This is a genomic window from Corallococcus sp. bb12-1, from assembly GCF_026626765.1.
In the GTDB taxonomy this organism is placed as follows: Bacteria; Myxococcota; Myxococcia; order Myxococcales; family Myxococcaceae; genus Corallococcus; species Corallococcus terminator.
In genome coordinates this window covers 156799-171843 of sequence record NZ_JAPNJZ010000012.1, presented here as the reverse complement: position 1 = coordinate 171843, position 15045 = coordinate 156799, and the positions used below count along the sequence as shown (strand labels likewise).

The window sequence follows — 15045 nt, the reverse complement described above, 5'->3', positions numbered from 1 at the left end:
CAGCCGCGTGCCGCCCCCTGCCCGCCCCGGAACGGCCCCTGCGTGCACCGGACTGGAACAGCCGCCCGCTCCATCGCGGCGCGGGCGGCGGTCCAGACTGGTGCGGTGCTGCCTACCGCGCCTGTGCGCCCCACGACTCCACGGTCCACTCGTCGGCCGTGAAGCCCGGGCTGAAGCCGAAGGCGTCGGAGACGAGGTCGTACGCGTAGTCCGCGAAGATGCCGTGGCTGTAGCTGGTGGGGTGGATCTCATCCCAGAACAGATACTTGTCCGGGTTGACGTTCTTGTTCTTGCTCGTGCCGGTGACGTTCGTCAGCCCGTACGCGGACGGCGCCGCGATGATGGCGTTGAACTTCGTGTAGGCATTCATCCCGAGGAAGGTGACGGACGGGAACTCGCCACGCAGCCGCGTCAGGGACTGGGACCAGAGCGTGTTGAACTGGCTGCTGGGAGGCGACAGCACGCTGCTGCCCAGGCCGAACGGGATGGACAGCGCCGCGGGCGTCTTGTGCAGCGGCGGCATGTTCACCCAGAGGACGCGCTTCGCGCCCGCCGCGACGAGCTTGCGGATCTGCCCTTCAATGTTGGAGACGGCCTTCGTCGCAGACGCCTTGATGCCCGCCGTGTCGAACGGGTTGTCCATCGCCTTGTGCTGGATGTCATTGCCGCCGCCCCAGAGGACGTACAGCACGGTGGGGGACGCCACCGGGCTGGCCTTGAGGTAGGCGTTCACCTGGCCCGTCATGTCGGCGGTGACCGCGCCGCCCTGCGCGTAGTTCGTGCCGCCCTCGTCGGAGGCCACGAGCGGCAGCTCCAACTGGTTCGCGAGCTGCTTCACCCAGGGGCCGGAGATCTGGCTGGACGGCGTCGTCGTGGGGCCGCTGGTGGCGGTGCTGTACTTGCCGTTGTCACTCAGGCTGTCGCCGAACGCGACGATGCCGCTCTGAGCATCCGCCTGGAGCGGAGCCAGGGCAACGAACGCGGCCGACAGCATCAGGAAGGAGGTCTTCACTGGGCGGCGCTCCAGTCCTGCACCGTCCACTCGTCCGCGGAAAGGCCGGCGCTGAAGCCGAAGGCGTCCGACACCAGGTCGTAGCCGTAGTCCGCGAAGATGCGGTGGGCGTAGCTCGTCGGGTGGATCTCATCCCAGAACAGGTACTTGTCCGGGTTGACCACCTTGCCCTTCGCGGTGCCGGTGACGTTCGTCAGCCCGTACGAGGAAGGCGCCGCGAGGATGGCGTTGAACTGGTTGAAGGAGCTCATCCCGATGAAGGTGACGGACGGGAAGTCCTTGCGCAGCTGCGTCAGGTGCGAGGTCCACAGCGAGTTGAACTGGGTGACGGGGGGCGCGAGCACCGTGTTGCCAAGACCGCCCGGCACGGACAGCGCCGCAGGCGTCTTGTTCAGGGGCGGCATGTTGACCCACAGGATGCGCTTCGCGCCGGCGGCGACGAGCTTGCGGATCTGCGCGTTGATGTTGTTGGCGGCCGTCGTGGCGGCGGCCTTGATGCCCGCCGAGTCGAACGGGTTCGCCTGGGCCTTGTAGTTGATGTCGTTGCCGCCGCCCCAGAGGACGTACAGCGCGGTGGGGGACGCCGTCGGGTGGGCCGCCAGATAGGTGTTCACCTGACCGGACATGCCGCTGGTGACGGCGCCGCCCCGGGCGTAGTTCGTGCCGCCGTTGTCGGACGCCGTCAGGGGCAGGCCCAGCTGCGTCGCGAGCTGCTTCACCCAGGTGCCGGAAATCTGGCTGGAGGGGTTCGTCGTGGGGCTGCTGGTGGCGGTGCCGTTGTTGCCGTTGTCACTCAGGCTGTCGCCAAACGCGACGATGCTGCTCTGGGCGCCCGCGTGCAGCGGCAGAAGGAAGGCGGCCAGGGCAGCCACCAACGACAGGAAGGGATGCTTCATTGAAAAACTCCAGGAGGGGGACAAACCGCTTTTCGCAGCGTGTCATCCCTCCCGGACTTTTCCAAGAGTCCAAGTCTTCCTTGTTTTAATCCAGATGTTTCAGCCGACTCAGCCGCGAGCGGCCCGGGCGTCGCGGCCCTTGGCGCGGGCGGCCTTGGAGAGCAGGTCGGAGCCCTTCTCCTCGCCCTTCATCCACGCCTTCATCGCGGGGACCACGGTCTTGCTCCAGGCCTTGCCGCCGCGCACGGTGAGGAAGTCGTTCACCAGGGCATCCACCAGGGTGGAGAGCTGTTCGGTCAGCTCCAGGCGCTCGGAGAGCTGATCATCCTCCTCCTCGGTCATGAGGGCGGGCAGCTTGGCGGCGCGGATGTCCAGGAACTCCGCATCCAGGGTGAGCTCGAACTCGCGCTCGCCGTGGGAGATGCGCAGCCGGGCCTGGGACACGAGCAGGCCCCGATCCAACGAGTGCCGCACGTTCTCCGAATACGGCGCCAGCGTGCCGCGCGCGCTCAACTCCGTGACGTCGCCCGCCACGCCGCGCAGCACCACCTTGCCCAGGTAGAGCGCGGTGATGCCGGAACCGTCGTGGTCCACCAGCGCGTCGCCGGACTCCGAACGCCATAGGAGCCACGTGAGGAACTCGCGGCCCAGGTAGGCCCGGCCGCGCAGGAGCTGTTCGCGCGCCTTGCCCTGTTCGACCTCCGCCTCGTCCTTCACCTCTTCGGTGGAGGCCCCGTCAATGCCCACGTCGCCCCGGGCGAACGCCGCCTCGATCCGCGCCTGCTCACCCTTCGCCATGGCTGTCCTCCACCGAAGCCGTCGCCGGCAGGTCCATTCCGATGAGCTCCGCCGTGGGGCCCAGGGCCTTGTCGTCGATGCCCGCACGCTGCGCCATCGACGCGGGCGTGATGCCAATCACCTTCACCGCCAGGGCGCCTTCCAGCGCGACGGAGATCTCATCCACCGTCTTGCGGGACGCGGCCCAGATCTGCACCTGCTGCGTCTTCAGGTTCCACGTCACGTCCAGCACGCTGGTGCGCGGGACGGCGCGCTGACGCAGCAGCTGCTTCAGCTCCAGCTTCTGCTTGTTCTTCTCCGCGCGCGCGGGCGGGCGGCTGTTCTCCTTGGTGAAGGCGGACGTCCACTTGTCCAGCTCCGCCTTCATCATCGACGCGGGCACCTTCAGCGTGTCGATGCGGAAGGAGAACAGGGCGTACTCGCCATAGAAGAGGTTGCTGGTGGAGAAGTCGGACGCTTCCGCGTTCTCCAGCTCCACGAAACCGGCCGCGCGCTCATCTTCTGAGCGACGGTCGATGGGTTCGAACGCATGGGACTTGAGTCCCTTCGTCAACCAGCGCTTCACGTCGGACGGAGCTTCCTTGGAAGGCTCGGTCCGGAAGCGCGAAAAGGTCACGGCACCACGGAGGACAGGCATGGGGCGCGGCAGGATGGGCGTCCAGTGCCGTGGCGTCAAGGCACTCGGCGTGGCTGGACGGGGTGCGCTGGGAATAGCTGGCCGCCCTGGCCGTTGCGCGCCTCCAGGTCCCCTGCCGGGCGTCCACCCGTGCACGCATCCGCCCTTCCCCGCTGGCCGGAAACGATGACACTCCCAGGAGCGCGACATACGGTGGCCGCCGCCATGCGCCGCGCACTCCGAGTCTCCACCGTCTGCCTCCTCCTGTCCGCCTGCGCCCACGCGCCGTCCACGCCCCAGGCGCCCCCGGGCAACACCCTGACCGGGGTGATGAAGGCCCTGCTGGAGACCCTGGAGGCGGACGGGGCGCTCGCGGGCGCGTACGTGGTGGACGCGCGCACCGGCGAGCCGCTCTTCACGCACCGGGAGAACGTGCGCCTCTTGCCCGCGTCCGTGATGAAGGTGGTGTCCACGTCCGCCACGCTGTCCGCGCTGGGGGCTGACTTCCGCTTCGTGACGCCGGTGACCCTGGAGGGCTCGCAGGTGGGGGGCCTGTTCCTGGGCGACGTGGTGGCGCAGGCCTCCGGAGACCCGTCCCTGGGCTCCTGGCGCTTCCCGGAGACGGCGCTCGCGTGCGACCGCATCGCGGAGGCCTTCCAGGCGCGCGGCATCCACCAGTGGCGCGGCAGCGTGCGCATCGCCGGCACCGACGGGGTGGATGGCCTGATGGGGCCTGGCTGGGCCTGGGATGACGCCGCGTATGCCTACAGCGCGGCCCCCACGCCCTTCGTCTTCCGCGAGAACGTGGTGGACCTGGCCCTCACCCGCGCGCCCGGCTCCACCTGCGCGGACGCGCCCTCCGTGCAGCTCACCCCCACCTTCGCCACGCTGAGCGCGGTGGTGCGCGTGGACGCCAACGCGGAGCGCACGAACCTCTCCTGCATGCGCGGGGGCCAGGGCGTGCGCTGCACGTGGCGCTCGCCCCAGGGCGGCCCCTGCCCCCAGTCCGCGGGCGTGAAGCTGGCCGTGGACGCGCCGCAGGAGCTCTTCGCCGCGTGCGTGGACGACGCGCTGGCGCGCAAGGGCGTGACGCGGCTGCCCCTCACGCTGGAGGCCCCCACCTCCCCCATGCCCCCGGTGCCGGTGCCGCTGGTGGAGCTGACGAGCCCGCCCCTGTCGGAGCTGGTGCGCGTGACGAACAAGGAGAGCCTCAACCTGTACGCGGAGCGGCTGGGCATGCGCTTCGCGCGCGAGCGCACCGGGCAGGAGGGCTACACCGCGCTCCGGACGGCGCTGGCCGCGGAGCTGCTGCGCCGGGGCGTGCCGTCCAAGGATTTGCGCCCGGTGGATGGCAGCGGCCTGTCCCGCTACAACCTGGCCACGCCCCGGGGCATGGCGCGCGTCATCTTCACCAGCCTCCAGGAGCCGTATGGCCCAGCGCTGGTGGACAGCCTGCCGGTGCTGGGCGTGGACGGGACGCTGGCGGGACGGCCCACCACGCCGGCCACCGCGGGCCGCGTCCGCGCGAAGACGGGCACGCTGACGGGCCAGAAGTGCTTCGTGGGCGTGGCCGAGCGCCCCAACGACGTGGAGCACCCGCGCGTCGTCTTCGCGCTGATGCTCGGCAACATGGACGAGGGCACGAAGCCCAACGCCAACGAGACCTTCGATGTCTTCTCCACCGCCCTGGTGGAGCTGCCCCTGCATTGAAGCGGCGGGGCGCACTCTTCCCAGGGCACAGCACCCATGCGAGGTGAACCGTGAAGCTGAAGACCGCAGTGACCACCGCCGCGCTGCTCCTGCCGCTCGTGTCCGGAGCAGCGGGCAAGGCGCCCGCGAAGCCCGCCGCCACGGAGAAGCAGCCCGTGGAGAGCACGTACCACGGCACCACGGTGGCGGATCCCTACCAGTGGATGGAGTCCGCCACCGACCCCAAGGTGCAGCAGTGGACGGACACCCAGAACGCGTACACCCGCGCGACGCTGGACAAGCTGCCGGGGCGCGAGGGCCTGCGCCAGCGCATCACCGAGCTGCTGTCGTGGAAGTCCCCCGCGTACGGGGGCCTGGAGGAGAAGGGCGGCGTCATCGTGGCGATGAAGTTCCAGCCGCCGAAGCAGCAGCCGACGCTCGTCGTCCTGGGCTCGCTGGACGACACGTCGAAGGAGCGCGTGCTGTTGGATCCCACGCAGGTGGACCCGTCCGGCAAGACGACCATCGACTGGTTCCAGCTCACGAACGACGGCAAGAAGGCGGCGGTGTCGCTGTCGAAGAGCGGCACGGAGAGCGGTGACGTGTCGGTGTACGACGTGGCCACGGCGAAGGCGCTGGCCAACGAGGTCGTCCCGCGCGTCAACGGCGGCACGGCGGGCGGCAGCCTCGCGTGGAACGCGCAGGGCACGGGCTTCTTCTACACGCGCTATCCGCGCGGCGAGGAGCGTCCCGCCATCGACCGCGAGGTGTACCAGCAGGTGTACTTCCACGCGCTGGGCACGCCCACGGAGAAGGACACGTACGCGCTGGGCAAGGACTTTCCGCGCATCGCGATGACGGACCTGGAGGCCAGCGACGACGGCCAGTACACGTTCGCGCGCGTGGCCAACGGGGACGGCGGCGAGTTCGAGCTGTACCTGCACGGCCCCAAGGGCACGTGGGCGCAGGTCGCGAAGTTCACGGACAAGGTGGTGTCGGCGCGCTTCGGCAGCGACGGCGCGGCGTACCTGCTCAGCCGCAAGGACGCCTCGCGCGGCAAGGTGCTGCGCCTGCCGCTGGCCACGCCGACGCTGGACAAGGCGACGGTGCTCGTCCCGGAGGGCGAGGCCACGGTGCAGGCCCTCCTGCCCACGAAGAGCCGGCTGTACCTGTTGGAGCAGTTGGGCGGGCCGTCGCAGCTGCGCATCGTGGACCTGACGGGCAAGGCGCTGGGGCTGGTGCCCACGCTGCCGGTGTCGTCGGTGGGGGGCGCGGTGCGGCAGGGCGCGGACGACGTGCTGTTCGCCAACTCCAGCTTCACGACGCCGGCCGCGTGGTTCCGGTACTCGGCGGCGGACGGCAAGGTGACGAAGACGGCGCTGGCGCGCACGGCGGCCATCGACATGAGCGACGTGGAGGTGGTGCGCACGGAGGCCACGTCGAAGGACGGCAGCAAGGTGCCGCTGACCATCCTGAAGAAGAAGGGCACGAAGCTGAACGGGAAGAACCCGACGTGGCTCACGGGCTACGGCGGCTTCAACGTCTCCATCACGCCCGGCTACAGCCCGACGGCGGGGCTGTGGCTGGAGCAGGGCGGCGTGTTCGCGGTGGCGAACCTGCGCGGCGGTTCGGAGTTCGGTGAGGCCTGGCACCAGGCGGGTTCGCTGACGAAGAAGCAGAACGTGTTCGACGACTTCTACGCGTGCGCGAAGCTGCTGGTGGACCAGAAGTACACGCAGCCGAAGAAGCTGGCCATCCAGGGCGGCAGCAACGGCGGCCTGCTGATGGGCGCGGCCGTGACGCAGCACCCGGAGCAGTACGGCGCGGTGGTGGCGCGCGTGGGCATCTACGACATGCTGCGCACGGAGCTGACACCCAACGGCCAGTTCAACGTGACGAAGTACGGCACGGTGAAGGACCCGGAGCAGTTCAAGGCGCTGTATGCCTATTCGCCGGTGCACCAGGTGAAGGACGGGACGAAGTACCCGTCGGTGCTCTTCACCTCCGGGGCGAACGACCCGCGCGTGGATCCGTTCCACTCGCGCAAGATGGTGGCCCGGATGCAGGCGGCCACCAGCGCCCCGAAGCCCATCCTGCTGCGCGCCAACGCGGAGACGGGCCACGGCTCCGGCACGCCGCTGGCGGCGCGCATCGAGGAGGAGGTGGACGTCTACTCCTTCGTCTTCAACGAGCTGGGCATGACGTACAAGCCCAACGCGACGAAGAAGCCCAGCGCGCCCGCGCCGCAGTAGGTCGTTGTGAGGTCATCCGCCCGTCCTTCCCTGAGTGGAAGGACGGGCGTTTCCTTTCCCGTGTTTCGTGGCACCCTGGCGCCCATGAGCCCGCTCATCCCCTTCTTCATCCTCTCGCCCGTCCTCGCGGGCGGCCTCGCCTGGTTCACGCTCACCCGCATTGGAAAGCGGCGGAATGAACGCGCGAAGGGGTCACTGGACGCGGTGGTGGCGAAGCTGCGCGGGCAGAAGGTGCTGGGTGCGGTGGACCTGTTCGTCCAGGACGTGTCGTGGTCCGGGGAGACGGAGCTGTCGCCGCAGAACTGTCAGGTCCGCGTGGTGATGGGCGGGCAGGATGCCAGCGCCATTCCGGCCCGCTTCGAGGTGGAGAGCGCGCCGGGTGCGCCCCGTCCTCCGGCGGCGGTGCTGGCGGCGCTGCGGGAGTTGGACGCGCAGGCGATGGCGGCACTGAAGGCGGGCGGCTGGGCGTGGCAGCGCCCGCGCATCAGCTTCGAGCCGGCGGCGTAGCGGTCAGCCTGAAAAGCCACCTCGTGACCGTGTCGCCCTCCCACGGTGGAGCTCACGATGCCTGATGAGTGGAGGTGGATTGAGTTCACGGTCGAGCGCATCACGCCCTTCGAGGGGGATGTCCTCATCGCGGGGCGTGTCCTCACAGGCCCCATTCGGTTGGGCGATGTGTTCGAGGAAGTCTTCCAAGTCGAACATCAGCGGGTCGATGAAGCGTTCGATGGCTCCTCAAGAAAGAGCCTTCGCGCGATGGAAGCGCGAGTCATGGGGATCCGGGCCTACCGGACCGAGCTTGATGAGATTCACGGCGGCATGACGTGCGAGCTGCGATTGACCGGCGCGAGTCCCGCCGACTTCGCACTCAAGACCGTGCTCGTGGGAGAGATGCTTCGACCTCAGTGACCATCCAGAACCGAGAGCCATTGCTCGCACGCTTCTGGCAAGAACGCAGGGCCCTCGGACACGGCCTTTGCCTGAGCACCTTGTAGCCCCAAGCGCAGCCACGTGACCCTTTCTTCGTCAGGAAGCTGTTCATCCAACTCCTGTAGCTGGCACCGCATCCGTTGCCCGCCAGCAGGAGCACGGGTGGGGCCTGGAGGGGGCCGAGCACCTGATAGGAGATGCGGACGCCATCGCGGTTGACGTGGTGTTCGTGCATGGGCGGTCAGACACCAACAGCACCCGACGAAGGCCAGGGCTGGGCAGGTCGAGGAGCGGGGGGCGCGGATCAGACCCACCGCGCCTCTTCACGCTGGATGGGATGCGCCCATGCTCCTTTCCAAGAACGACTTCCTTCCGCGCGCGGAGGCCACGCTCGCCCGGCTGGACGGTGCCATCAAGGATGCGCTCTCCCATCAGGGCACGCCCCTGGTCACGCCCCTGGGGCGGGCATTCCCCAAGGACGCGCCCCTTCAGCCCACCGCGCTCGCGAAGGCGCTGTGTCCCGGGCCCGTGTCGCATGTCGGCCTGGCCGCCGTGGTGATGCGCGAGTTCCTCGAACCCGTGGACGCCGTGCTGGACGCGTCGCTGTCCAAGTCCACGGTCGTGACGGGCAATGCGAAGGCTCCCGGTTCGCTGCTCGTCACCTGTCCCCTCCTCGTGCTGGGCGACCTGGAGGTCGATGGATTCCTGGACGACTGCGGACCGGATTCGACCATCGTGGTCCTGGGCCGCTGTGTCGCGAAGGGACTGCGAACGTCGGGGAACTTCCTGGTCCTGGGCGACCTGGTGGTCCGGGACGTCATCCAGGGCGTCTACAACGATGAGAGTCTCATCGTGGCGGGCAACCTGGAGACGCGCATCCTGGATGAGAATGTTCACGAAGTCGCGTGCTACGGAGAATTCCGCACGGAGCATCGCTTCGAGAACGGGCGCTCCGACGAAGAGGCGGCGTCGTTGGCCTCCGCCTTCCTGGTGCCCGACCTCTGGAACATCGATCTCGGCGAAATCGACCACGACGAACTCTTCGCACGCATCCGGCGGAACGAACCGGTCTTCACTGAAACGAAGAAGCACCCTTGAGGTGAATGGCCTCGGGGGACGTTGCCTGCCGCACGTCGGCTTCAGCCCCCATGACGGAGTGCTGGAGGACATGCGCGCCGGGTGCGAACATCGACCGCATGTCCTTCCTGGAATCGCTCGACACGCCCGCCGCCCTCGTCGACCTGGACCGCGTCGAGCAGAACCTCCAGCGCGTCGCGGCCTATGCGCGCGAGCACGGGCTGCGCTGGCGGCCCCACACGAAGACGCACAAGACGGCGGAGCTGGGCGCGCTTCAGGTGGCGGCGGGCGCTTCAGGTGTCACGGTGGCGACGGTCCTGGAAGCCGAGGTCATGGCCTCCGTTTCCGACGACGTGCTGCTCGCGTACCCACCCGTGGGTGCCCGCCGGCTCGCGCGACTGATGGCGCTGCCCTCTCACGCGCGCATCTCCGTGGCCCTCGATTCCGTGGAGGTGCTGAACGGGCTGGCACAAGCAGCCCGGAACGCGGGACGCACCGTGGGCGTGCTGGTGGAGCTGGACCTGGGCATGCGTCGGGTCGGACTGCGCACGCCGGACGAGGCCGTGGCCCTAGCCCGCGCGGCGGCCTCCACGCCGGGCGTGTCCTTTCGCGGGGTGACGTTCTACGCCGGCCACCTCCGGATACCCCAGGCGGAGCTGCCCGCCGCGATGCGGACCCAATCCCAGACACTGGCGTCGTTCGTGGACGCCCTGCGTGGCGCGGGCCTCCCTCCCGAGGTCGTGAGCGGCGGCTCCACACCCACCCTCTGGCAATCCCACGCAGTGCACGGCCTCACGGAGATCCGCCCGGGCCTCAACGCGCTGAACGACCGCAACAGCACCCTCGTCGGTGCCAATGACTGGACGGAATGCGCCTACTCGGTCCTGGCCACCGTGGTGAGCACCGCCGTGTCCGGCCAGGTGGTCATCGACGCGGGGGCCAAGGCGCTCGCCAAGGAAGAGGGCATCGCGCCTGGGTACGGCGTCCTGCTGGAACGGCCGGAGGTCGTGGTGAAGAACCTGTCGGAAGAACACGGCCTGCTGGATGTATCAGCCACGACGTGGCGACCGCGCATCGGTGACCGAGTGCGCGTGGTGCCGAACCATGTCTGTGTTTCCGTCCCCATGCACTCGCGACTGCACGTCGTGCGAGGCGATACGGGCGTGGCGACCTGGGACGTCGCGGCGCGCGGCTGGTAGGCCTCCCGGCCCTCATGCAGGAGACCTACCGCCGTTGCGCTCACGGGGACGGCTACATGCTGAGCTGCGGGTCCCTCGCCGCGCCCCAGTCCTTGACGCCCACCCGCTCCATCAAGGCGGCGACGTCCTCTCCGAGATTGGGCTTCGTCTTGCGGACGGCCTGGATGTCCTCGAAGTTGAGCTTCGGGTAGATGAGCCCCGCGAACACGTAGTCCGTCACGTTGATGTCCAGGCCTCCCAGGATGGGTTGTCCGTCGCGGGTGATGGAGCTGGGCAACTGGTAGCACATGATGGACGTCTGATCCGCCGGGGTGGCGAAGATGGACTGATCATCCAGCGGTGTGAGCACCTGCTGGTCGACCGTGTCCTTGTCCCAGCCCTGCGTCGCGAGGAAGTACACGTAGGCCTTGTCGGGGTCGATTCGCGCCACCAGTTCGCGCCGCATGTGTTCGTGCGGGAAGCCGAGCGTGTGCCCTGCCTCATGCCGGATGACGCGGTTGTATTCAGAATCCGGGGTGCTCATCGTGAACCCCTCGAGGTTCATTGTCTGCTGCTCGGTCGGGATGAGCTTGATGTCCGTCCCGAGATACGACCAGTAGCCGCCCGACCCCCGGGAGATCCGGACATCACCGGTCCCATTCGTTTCGGCGAAGGAGATGCCGGCGCTCGTCGCCCAGGCGTTGAGGTGGAGGACGATGCGAGCGCGGAGGTCGGCCGGTGTGGATTCCACGAAGCTGACGGTCAGCTCGCGGGTGGCCGGTCCCCAGTACTTCGAGGTCAGGAGCGCGATCCGCATCGGGTCCAGCGGCAGGACCGCGCCCATGGCGGCCAGGGGCCCTGGCAGCGGAGCATTGACCGGGTTGATCTTCCTGGCGACCTCCGCCGCCTTCACCAACAGGCGCTTGGGAAGGACCCTCAGCGAGCAACCGCCCTGGCTCGCGGGGGTGACCACCACGCGTCCATGGCCATTCCCCTGTTTACGCTCCGATGGACTGGCTTCCTGTGTCGCCTTCCGAGCCAGTTCGGCGATCTGTAGCAAAGCGTCACGGTATCTCTCTGTTTCACCCATGGCACTACCTCCACTCGTCCCTGTGGGAAAACTGGAGACGGCGCTTGCGCCAACAAGGCCACGAGGAGGTTTCAGGCCTTCCGTGCGCCGAAGCGTTTCAGCCGACGGCCGTCAGAGGAGCCGCTGCAGTTCCTGGGTGAGCACCTCTTCCAGGTGCCGGATGTTGCGATAGACGAGGCAGCGATAGCTGGACACGTCGAAGCGCAGCTCCCGCACGTCCCGCACCAGCATCAGCGTGGGCTTGCCCCGCCCCCAGGCGTAGCCCACTTCCAGATACACATTGGGGTTCGCCAGCGACAGGTCCGCGATGACGACCTTCGCGGTGTCGATGCGGTCCCGGATGCGCTGGATGATGGGGCCGTCGAAGGTGGCCTGATCCACGCGCTCGCAGAGCAGCCCGGCGGACTTCACCGGCCCCAGGATGCCGTAGTGGTAGGTGTCCTCCAGCTCCGGTGCGAACGGCATCGCCACGAAGGCATGGGGCTTCTCATTCGAGTTCGCGCCCGCGCTGGCCATGGGGGCCGCCGCGACGAACCGGGACGTGCGCCGGACGCGAAAGCCCATGCCGCCGGGCAGTGGCTCCACCCCTGTGGTGGCGCCCAGGCCTGTCGCCAGGGCCTTGCGCATCCGCTCCACGCGCTTGGGATTGATTTCCACCACCGTGACGCGCTCCAGGTCGCGCGGCCCCACGCCCCGCTGGAAGGCATCCACGAAGCCGCCTACCAGGGCCAGCACCGCTTCGTCCTCGTCGAGCCCGTAGTTGGGCCCGTGCACCGTGCACGCGAGGTGGCGGAGCGTCGGACGCGGCTCCAGGAGTTGGAGCGCGCGGACGGAGAACTGGCGGATCTCGTGGTAGCCGAACTGGCGCAGGCGCACCGTGCCCAGGAAGAGCACCCAGGGCGAACCCAGGCCGCCCCGGGTCTCGATGAGACGGTGGTCCCCGGGAAGCACCGTGAGGGTGTCGGTGGCGATGCCCACCCCTTCCAGCCGCCGGGCCACCGCGCCGTCCGCACCGTGGAAGCCCTGCGCGTACTTCAGCAGGACGGCGTCCGCGGCCGTCTCTCCCACGTCCCCCAGGTCCACGACGACGTCGAGCGTGTCTCCCATGGGCACGGAACTGTAGTCAGTCGTGCCGTCAGGCTCCAGCCACCGGCAGGAAGCGGTCGAACCAGCCCAGGGCCTCATCCCAGACACGCCCCCAGCCTGCTTCGGTGAAGATGTGTCCTTCGCCGTCGTGTTCGACGGAGCGAAGCTGCTCGGGGGCGCTCGCGTAACGCGGCGCGAGCGCACGGTGGAAGGCCCGCGCGTCCGACGCCGGGACCAGGGTGTCCGCTCCGGCCGTCTGCAAGAGCAACGGCGTCGGGAAGTATCGCTCCAGCCGGGCGTGGGGCCGTGGCGGCGGAGCGACCACGCTCACGGCCGCGTCGAGCACCGCACCGGCTTCGATGGCGCCAAAGAGGATGGCGCCCCCCAGGGAGATGCCACAGGCACCCACCGCGCCCGGCCGCGACCAACCCTGCTCGGCGAGGACCCCGAGCACCGTGGGGAGCTCCAAGGCGGCATGCGCGACGAGCTCCGCGAAGCTGTCCGCCGCGCGGTCGGGAGCAAAGCGGTGCTCGAAGTCCGGGTGGCGCCGCTCGCCATGCCCCACCGCGTCAAGGATCACCGCGACGTACCCGTGCCGGGCCAGCAACCGCGCCTCGGGGCGCTGGACCTCCTTCGACGCCCCCAGCCCGTGCAGGAGCACCACCGTGCCCCGGAGGCCCGGCGCTGGAGCCGGTCCCCCGCCGACAATCAGGGCCGGTGCGTCCGCGAGCATGACCCGTTGTTCTGACGACATGATCACCTCCCGACTCTCCCATCAATGCCTTGCACGCGCCAACGCGTTGTATGGCAGACTGGACAACCGCAAGGCTTTGCACGTGGAAGCATGGCTGCCTGGCAGGCTTTTCAACCACCCTCTCGAAGGGTGTGAACCATTTCACTGCCCCTGTCAGCCCCAGTCGCTAGCGTCCCGGCACCATGTCCCTGTTCGCGCGCCTCCAGGCCCTGCTGTCCGCCCACCCCGCCGCCCCGGAAGCTCCGGCCGGGCAGGCGCCCGCGACCGCTGCTTCACCTTCCGCCCCACCCTCCGCGACGGAACCGGAAGCGGCGACGCCCGCGCCCCCCGTCTGCACGCGCTACCTCCAGGCGGGCCAGGTGGTGGTGCGCGAAGGAGACCCCGGCAACTCGATGTTCGTCGTGCTGGAGGGCCGCGTCGCGGTGATGCGCGGCAACGACGGCGCCGCGAACACGGAGGTGGGCCGCCTGGGCGCGGGGGAGTTCTTCGGAGAGCTGGCGCTGCTCACCGGCACGAAGCGCACCGCCACGGTGGTGACGGTGGAGGACGTGGTGCTGCTGGAGCTCACCCAGGCCGGCGTCCGGGAGCTGGGCAAGGACTACGGCGTCAAGGGCGACGAGATGCAGCTGACCGCGAAGGAGCGCCTGCTCGCGGACACCCTGCGCAGCAACCCGCTCATCGCCGCCCTGCCCCAGGAAGTGCAGCACGAGTTGGGGGATGCCTTCGTGCCCTGCACCGTCCCCGCGGGTGAAACACTGCTCACCCGGGGCCAGCCGGGCGACGCCCTCTACGTCCTCCTGCGCGGCAAATGCGAGGTCTTCCACACGCATGGCGACGGTCGCCAGTCGCCCTATCCGCTGCTGGAGGAAGGCGCCCTCTTCGGGGAGATCTCCCTGCTGCGCAGCCGGCTGGCCACCGCCACCGTGCGCACGGTGACGCCGTGCACGCTGCTCAAGCTGGAGCGCGAGGTGTTCCGCAAGGCGTTCCTGGGCCAGCCCGACCTGCGAGGCGCCCTGGTGCGTCTGGGCCTGGAGCGGCTCAAGCACACCATCGAGGTCATGGGCGACAAGTAGCTAGCCGTGAATCGTCTCGCCTGCCTCCAGCATGGCGACGAACTTCTCCAGCCGGCGCGCGCGGGTCTCCGGCTTCTTCGCGTCGTGGAGCCGGTACAGGATGGCGTAGCGGTTGGAGCCCTTGAGCGTGGCGAAGAACACCTTCGCCTTCGGGTTCGCCTCCAGCGCGAGCAGCAGATCCTCCGGGACGGCGATGGCCGTGGGTGACGCGTACGCCGCGTCCCACCGCCCGTCGGCCCGGGCCGCCTCCACCTCGCGCAGGCCCGCGGGCCGCATCCGTCCCGCGGCGACGAGCGCGTCGACCTTGCCGCAGTTGATCTTCGACCACCGGCTCCGGGCCCTGCGGGGCGTGAAGCGCTGGATCCAGTAGGTGTCGTCGACTGGTTTCGCCTGCCCGTCGATCCAGCCGTAGCAGAGCGCCACCTCCACCGCCTGGGCGTACGTCACGGACGCGATGCCCGACTCCTTCTTGGCGAACTTCAACCAGACGCCCGGTGCGTCGGCGTGGTGCTTCGCCAGCCACTGCTCGAACGCCTTCTCCGACGCGAACGGCACGATGGGAAGTTCCTGCTTCGCCTTCATCCAGTCATCCCT

The 15045-nt window shown here is 69.0% G+C and carries 15 protein-coding genes; 7 read left to right on the top strand and 8 right to left on the bottom strand.

Annotation, left to right across the window (positions count from 1 at the left end; all coding sequences use genetic code 11):
• Positions 1–112: 112 nt before the first annotated feature.
• The 4 genes from OV208_RS16230 to rdgC all read right to left on the bottom strand — a co-directional run bounded on the left by OV208_RS16230 (position 113) and on the right by rdgC (position 3343).
• Entirely contained in the window at positions 113–1012 is a 900-nt protein-coding gene (locus tag OV208_RS16230) for an SGNH/GDSL hydrolase family protein (RefSeq protein ID WP_267574736.1), read from the bottom strand.
• Entirely contained in the window at positions 1009–1908 is a 900-nt protein-coding gene (locus tag OV208_RS16225) for an SGNH/GDSL hydrolase family protein (RefSeq protein WP_267574735.1), read from the bottom strand. Before OV208_RS16225 ends, OV208_RS16230 begins: the two co-directional genes overlap by 4 nt.
• A 108-nt stretch (positions 1909–2016) precedes the next feature.
• Positions 2017–2706: a hypothetical protein gene (locus OV208_RS16220; protein ID WP_120540709.1), complete on the bottom strand. Its 690-nt coding sequence runs from the start codon at positions 2704–2706 to the stop codon at positions 2017–2019.
• Positions 2693–3343 carry a recombination-associated protein RdgC gene (gene rdgC / locus OV208_RS16215; protein ID WP_120532910.1) on the bottom strand — a complete coding sequence of 217 codons (651 nt, stop codon included), beginning with the start codon at positions 3341–3343 and terminating at the stop codon, positions 2693–2695. The genes OV208_RS16220 and rdgC overlap by 14 nt, the downstream gene beginning before the upstream one ends.
• A gap of 204 nt (positions 3344–3547) precedes the next feature.
• Here rdgC and dacB point away from each other — a divergent pair, with 204 nt between their 5' ends.
• From dacB to OV208_RS16185, 6 genes are all read left to right on the top strand, one after another.
• Positions 3548–5032, top strand: coding sequence for a D-alanyl-D-alanine carboxypeptidase/D-alanyl-D-alanine-endopeptidase (dacB, locus tag OV208_RS16210; RefSeq protein WP_267574734.1), 1485 nt, complete (start codon positions 3548–3550; stop codon positions 5030–5032).
• 50 nt (positions 5033–5082) lie between these two features.
• Positions 5083–7263, top strand: a complete 2181-nt coding sequence (locus OV208_RS16205; protein ID WP_267574733.1) for a prolyl oligopeptidase family serine peptidase — start codon at positions 5083–5085, stop codon at positions 7261–7263.
• An 84-nt stretch (positions 7264–7347) separates the two neighbouring features.
• Positions 7348–7770 carry a hypothetical protein gene (locus tag OV208_RS16200; protein ID WP_267574732.1) on the top strand — a complete coding sequence of 141 codons (423 nt, stop codon included), beginning with the start codon at positions 7348–7350 and terminating at the stop codon, positions 7768–7770.
• Positions 7771–7827: 57 nt separating this feature from the next.
• A complete protein-coding gene (locus OV208_RS16195; RefSeq protein ID WP_267574731.1) occupies positions 7828–8172 on the top strand; it encodes a hypothetical protein in 345 nt (114 codons plus the stop codon).
• A gap of 366 nt (positions 8173–8538) precedes the next feature.
• Positions 8539–9291: a hypothetical protein gene (locus OV208_RS16190; protein WP_267574730.1), complete on the top strand. Its 753-nt coding sequence runs from the start codon at positions 8539–8541 to the stop codon at positions 9289–9291.
• Between the two features lie 98 nt (positions 9292–9389).
• On the top strand, positions 9390–10469 hold the full coding sequence (locus tag OV208_RS16185) for an alanine racemase (protein WP_267574729.1): 1080 nt from the start codon (positions 9390–9392) through the stop codon (positions 10467–10469).
• Between the two features lie 52 nt (positions 10470–10521).
• On the opposite strand, the gene OV208_RS16180 is transcribed toward OV208_RS16185, so the two are convergent.
• From OV208_RS16180 to OV208_RS16170, 3 genes are all read right to left on the bottom strand, one after another.
• Positions 10522–11424 (bottom strand): M12 family metallopeptidase, encoded by a 903-nt coding sequence (locus OV208_RS16180; RefSeq protein WP_267574728.1) that lies wholly within the window; start codon positions 11422–11424, stop codon positions 10522–10524.
• A 225-nt stretch (positions 11425–11649) separates the two neighbouring features.
• Positions 11650–12645 (bottom strand): hypothetical protein, encoded by a 996-nt coding sequence (locus tag OV208_RS16175; RefSeq protein WP_267574727.1) that lies wholly within the window; start codon positions 12643–12645, stop codon positions 11650–11652.
• 28 nt (positions 12646–12673) lie between these two features.
• Entirely contained in the window at positions 12674–13378 is a 705-nt protein-coding gene (locus OV208_RS16170) for an alpha/beta hydrolase family protein (protein ID WP_267574726.1), read from the bottom strand.
• Between the two features lie 182 nt (positions 13379–13560).
• Between OV208_RS16170 and OV208_RS16165 the strand changes: the two genes are divergently transcribed.
• Positions 13561–14451, top strand: coding sequence for a cyclic nucleotide-binding domain-containing protein (locus OV208_RS16165; protein WP_267574725.1), 891 nt, complete (start codon positions 13561–13563; stop codon positions 14449–14451).
• Here OV208_RS16165 and OV208_RS16160 read toward each other — a convergent pair whose 3' ends face one another.
• On the bottom strand, positions 14452–15033 hold the full coding sequence (locus OV208_RS16160; protein WP_267574724.1) for a YdeI/OmpD-associated family protein: 582 nt from the start codon (positions 15031–15033) through the stop codon (positions 14452–14454).
• Positions 15034–15045 lie beyond the last annotated feature (12 nt).

Bases quoted from the DNA above. Each gene is read 5' to 3' on its own strand.
- OV208_RS16170 (WP_267574726.1), bottom strand. From the start codon at position 13,378: ATGTCGTCAGAACAACGGGTCATGCTCGCGGACGCACCGGCCCTGATT.
- OV208_RS16175 (WP_267574727.1), bottom strand. From the start codon at position 12,645: ATGGGAGACACGCTCGACGTCGTCGTGGACCTGGGGGACGTGGGAGAG.
- OV208_RS16195 (WP_267574731.1), top strand. From the start codon at position 7,828: ATGCCTGATGAGTGGAGGTGGATTGAGTTCACGGTCGAGCGCATCACG.
- OV208_RS16200 (WP_267574732.1), top strand. From the start codon at position 7,348: ATGAGCCCGCTCATCCCCTTCTTCATCCTCTCGCCCGTCCTCGCGGGC.
- OV208_RS16185 (WP_267574729.1), top strand. From the start codon at position 9,390: ATGTCCTTCCTGGAATCGCTCGACACGCCCGCCGCCCTCGTCGACCTG.
- OV208_RS16160 (WP_267574724.1), bottom strand. From the start codon at position 15,033: ATGAAGGCGAAGCAGGAACTTCCCATCGTGCCGTTCGCGTCGGAGAAG.
- OV208_RS16165 (WP_267574725.1), top strand. From the start codon at position 13,561: ATGTCCCTGTTCGCGCGCCTCCAGGCCCTGCTGTCCGCCCACCCCGCC.
- OV208_RS16190 (WP_267574730.1), top strand. From the start codon at position 8,539: ATGCTCCTTTCCAAGAACGACTTCCTTCCGCGCGCGGAGGCCACGCTC.
- rdgC (WP_120532910.1), bottom strand. From the start codon at position 3,343: ATGCCTGTCCTCCGTGGTGCCGTGACCTTTTCGCGCTTCCGGACCGAG.
- OV208_RS16220 (WP_120540709.1), bottom strand. From the start codon at position 2,706: ATGGCGAAGGGTGAGCAGGCGCGGATCGAGGCGGCGTTCGCCCGGGGC.
- OV208_RS16225 (WP_267574735.1), bottom strand. From the start codon at position 1,908: ATGAAGCATCCCTTCCTGTCGTTGGTGGCTGCCCTGGCCGCCTTCCTT.
- dacB (WP_267574734.1), top strand. From the start codon at position 3,548: ATGCGCCGCGCACTCCGAGTCTCCACCGTCTGCCTCCTCCTGTCCGCC.